The following is a 3,458-nucleotide window of genomic DNA, read 5'->3' on the forward strand; positions in this document are numbered from 1 at the left end:
TATTTCTGGTTGAGCATTTTTTATATCGATATATGATTACTGTAGCCGGGGTAGAACGTATGGCCCGTGGGACATGATCCCGTCCGCAAAACAGTTCACCCCCTACTTGTAGAAACATGTTTGAGGCTGGTTGGGACTAAGATCTCGTATAACAAGCGAAGCTATGACACTACAGGAAGGAATTAGGGGTACCGGTAATTATTTTTGGAGGAGGAGTTTTTAATGAGTCCAGTCATTGGTCTGGATGTAGCAAAAGGTGAAAGTCAGGTTCAAGCATACTTGGATAAAAAGAAACCATATAAAAAGAGTTTTAAAGTACAACATAATCTTGAAGGTTTAGCTAGTTTATTAGATTTTATAAAAGAATTAGAGGATGTGGCAGGAGAACGCCCTCCGATTGTACTAGAATCAACTGGACACTATCACAAACCCGTTGTTCAATATTTCGAGGACAGGGGATATTTAATTATTATCGTAAATCCACTCATATCTTATAAAGCAAAGAATTCTAGTTTACGTAAAGTAAAAACCGATATCATAGATGCCAATCACCTCTGCGTATGCTACTTTCAATTGGTCCCTAAGTTGTTTGTTATCATTTTCTAATTTCTTGATTTTCCGTTTCAGTGATTCAATCAATGCATCCTTGTTGCTCTCATTTATTTCTCGTTTTACTTGTTTTGATGTAAGTGCTTGTGATTGTTGCTGCCTTAATTTTTCAATTCTTTCACGAATATCTACATTATTGTAAGAGTTGCTTTCGATACACCTGATTCAATTGATACGCTGTTAAAGTTAATACTCTCATTAGCTCGTATGATCCGTTTAATGGCCTCCTCTACATCCATTGAATCATGCATTGCTTACACTTTTGGCCACCACTGGACTTAGGATACAGGAGATTGCCCAAGGTCGTTGGTGTGACCTCTACTACGATTCCGGAATAGGAGAATATTATCTTAGGGTTCAGGGGAAACGGGATGAAATCCGACATGCATTGATCAAAAAATTGGTTTTCGAGAGACTCCAAACATTGAGAGTTAGAAAACGGCTTTTCACACATCTAGACCCAACTGATGATACTCCATTATTTACCACCAATCGGGGAAAGGCTTACGATTTTAGAGATTTATCTAAATATGTAACCAATATCATCAAGCAAACGAATCTTGATTTTATAAAATACAAACAAGGAAACATGACACCCCATTGGTTTCGTCACTATTTTGCCCAGGAAGCCCATCGAAGTGAAGCCCCTCTCTTGTTTATCCAAAATACGTTAGGGCATAAGAAAGTAACAACCACGGAAATTTATTTGAAGGAAATCATGAAAAAGGAAAATGACGCAGCGCAGTATATTGATGAGAAAAAATATTAAAAAAACTTACCAGCTTATTGCTTTCTTGACGTTTCCTTTCACAAACTGCATATATGTAAAACATATAGGCTATAACGATAATGAGAATGCAAAGAATCGTCTGCATGTATTACAGACGCTTTATCGAAGTTATGCTGAATTCTTTGATTAAAGTGGATTTAGATTCCATTTTTCATTCCTATCACCAGACTTTCAATATATTTACACTCATTTTCAAGATCACTCAAAGTTAATTCGTAAAAATGCTTGTTGCCTTTTTTATAAATCCCCAATTTGATTAGTTTATTTATTAATTTTTGTTTTTTTAACTGAACAGCAGATCGAAGTGAATTTTTCATTTTCAGACACCTCATTTTAAGGATACATGGTAGAAGCCAGCACCTTTAATAAAAGGAAAGCTGGCTTCCTGTTTGCTAGGAGATACAGTACTTACTTTATCATATCTTGTTTACAGTTTAGTTAGAGAAAAAGAACAAATTGGTAATCTTCTTTACAGTTTGGTTAATGAATAATAACAGTTTAACAGTGTCTAAAAGTTGTGGGGTGTGAATACCGCTACGGAGAAGGATGAAGAGGATGAATCAAAAACCCCGCAAAAGAAAAATTGCGGGGTTTTTGTCATTGACTTGTGGCAGCAGAGAAATCCGAGGCTTTTTTCAGGTCTTGATCGGAAATGGTGACATTTGCTTTTTTAAATTCAGCGGTTAACACCTTCTGGATCATGTCACTGGTTACTTTCGACTGTTTCACCTGGTCAGTGAGCGTGCTTTTCACTTTATCGAATGATTCTTTTGGTTTAATACCGGTGACTTGAATGATATGATATCCATATTGCGTTTTCACCGGAGCGCTTATTTGATTTAGTTTTAGGGCAAAGGCAGCCTTTTCAAAATCCGGGTCCATGGTGCCTGTGCCGAACCAACCAAGGTCGCCGCCTTTCGATGCGCTTCCTGTATCTTGGGAATATTGTTTTGCCAAATCTTCGAATTTCGCGCCCGCCTTCAGTTTTGTCTCGATATCTTTAGCGGTCTTTTCGTCGTTGACCAAAATATGACGGGCTTGAATATCGGGTTTATAGGCAGCATATGCATCCTGCAGTTCTTTGTCGGTCACTTTAATCGTTTTAAACACGGCTTTTTGCTCTAGAAGATTGAGTTCCGTGCCATTTCGGAAATCATTTTCATCTTGGTATCCATATTGTTGGAGACTGGAAAGAAATTGGTCTCCTAGCTGATCCTTCGCTTTTTTCACTTGGGCATCGATATCTGATTTTGAAACCTTATATTCACTGGACAGCACTTTTTCTACAGCAAGCTGCTGGAGAGTCTGCGCTCCGTATTTTGTTTTCATTGCTTGATATAACTCATCCTGGGAAATATTTCCCGAGCTAGATTTCATGACCACACTGCTATTCGTATTGCTGCACGCAGATAACACAAACGCGCTAATCATGCATCCAGCTAGAACCCATTTTTTCATTTCTTCACTCCTATTTTGTTAATTACCTCTGTCCATGTTAAAGGATAAATATGAACAAACCATGACCAAAATGAGGAATAAATTAATAAAAATGAGAAATAGATGTGAACCAAATGACACGATTAATCGACAAACTCTACCACGCTGTCAAGCGTGGTGAGATTCAACAGCCATTCTCGTATAGTGAATTCAACTCAACTATAAAAATCATAAAAAAGGAATTGGGATTTTCCAAGATTCTTTTATTTTTTTCATCAGCTGACGCTACTGCCTATTCGTCCAGCCCCAAGCCTGAAGATCATATAGGTTGAGTTGGAGCAGGTCATCCCCCGGAATTATCATTTGCTTACGTCCTATACGTAACTGTTAAACTAAAGCCCCCGTTCGTAATATAAGGTTAGCCGGAATTTTAAAGTGTACCCTTTGTAAAGGACATTTTTAAAAAAGGTTATGCTACATTGAGAAGATGATTTCTGTATTCAACAGGGGTCATCTTCTTTAAATTCCATTGATATCTATAATTGTTATAATAGATCATATAACTTCGTATTTCCTTTTTGAGTTCTTCTAAAGAATTACACGGTTTTATATATGCCTCATC

The 3,458-nt window shown here is 37.3% G+C and carries 5 protein-coding genes and 2 pseudogenes; 3 read left to right on the plus strand and 4 right to left on the minus strand.

The genetic code is table 11. From position 1 onward, the window contains the following. Positions 1-222: 222 nt before the first annotated feature. Positions 223-573: pseudogene (locus tag JN080_RS28450) on the plus strand (IS110 family transposase); the annotation flags it as partial. Here the strand turns inward: JN080_RS28450 and JN080_RS28455 are convergent. After that, positions 514-860, minus strand: a pseudogene (locus JN080_RS28455) (DUF6262 family protein). The pseudogenes JN080_RS28450 and JN080_RS28455 overlap by 60 nt on opposite strands. An 11-nt stretch (positions 861-871) precedes the next feature. Here JN080_RS28455 and JN080_RS28460 point away from each other — a divergent pair. Further along, complete coding sequence (locus JN080_RS28460; protein ID WP_375141806.1) at positions 872-1,378, plus strand: tyrosine-type recombinase/integrase; 507 nt, start codon at positions 872-874, stop codon at positions 1,376-1,378. Between the two features lie 158 nt (positions 1,379-1,536). Here the strand turns inward: JN080_RS28460 and JN080_RS28465 are convergent, their stop codons facing one another. Together JN080_RS28465 and JN080_RS28470 are read right to left on the minus strand one after the other, a co-directional pair. Further along, positions 1,537-1,716: a Fur-regulated basic protein FbpA gene (locus JN080_RS28465; protein ID WP_256239304.1), complete on the minus strand. Its 180-nt coding sequence runs from the start codon at positions 1,714-1,716 to the stop codon at positions 1,537-1,539. A 280-nt stretch (positions 1,717-1,996) separates the two neighbouring features. After that, entirely contained in the window at positions 1,997-2,857 is an 861-nt protein-coding gene (locus JN080_RS28470; protein ID WP_256239305.1) for a peptidylprolyl isomerase, read from the minus strand. Between the two features lie 104 nt (positions 2,858-2,961). On the opposite strand from JN080_RS28470, the gene JN080_RS28475 reads away from it, so the two are divergent. Beyond that, positions 2,962-3,168 carry a hypothetical protein gene (locus tag JN080_RS28475; RefSeq protein WP_256239306.1) on the plus strand — a complete coding sequence of 69 codons (207 nt, stop codon included), beginning with the start codon at positions 2,962-2,964 and terminating at the stop codon, positions 3,166-3,168. Between the two features lie 137 nt (positions 3,169-3,305). On the opposite strand, the gene JN080_RS28480 is transcribed toward JN080_RS28475, so the two are convergent. Beyond that, on the minus strand, positions 3,306-3,458 hold a 153-nt coding region (locus tag JN080_RS28480), incomplete at its 5' end, for an IS3 family transposase (protein WP_256239307.1).

The sequence above is a fragment of the Bacillus sp. EB600 genome (assembly GCF_024494385.1).
Taxonomy (GTDB): domain Bacteria; phylum Bacillota; class Bacilli; order Bacillales; family Cytobacillaceae; genus JAEVLT01.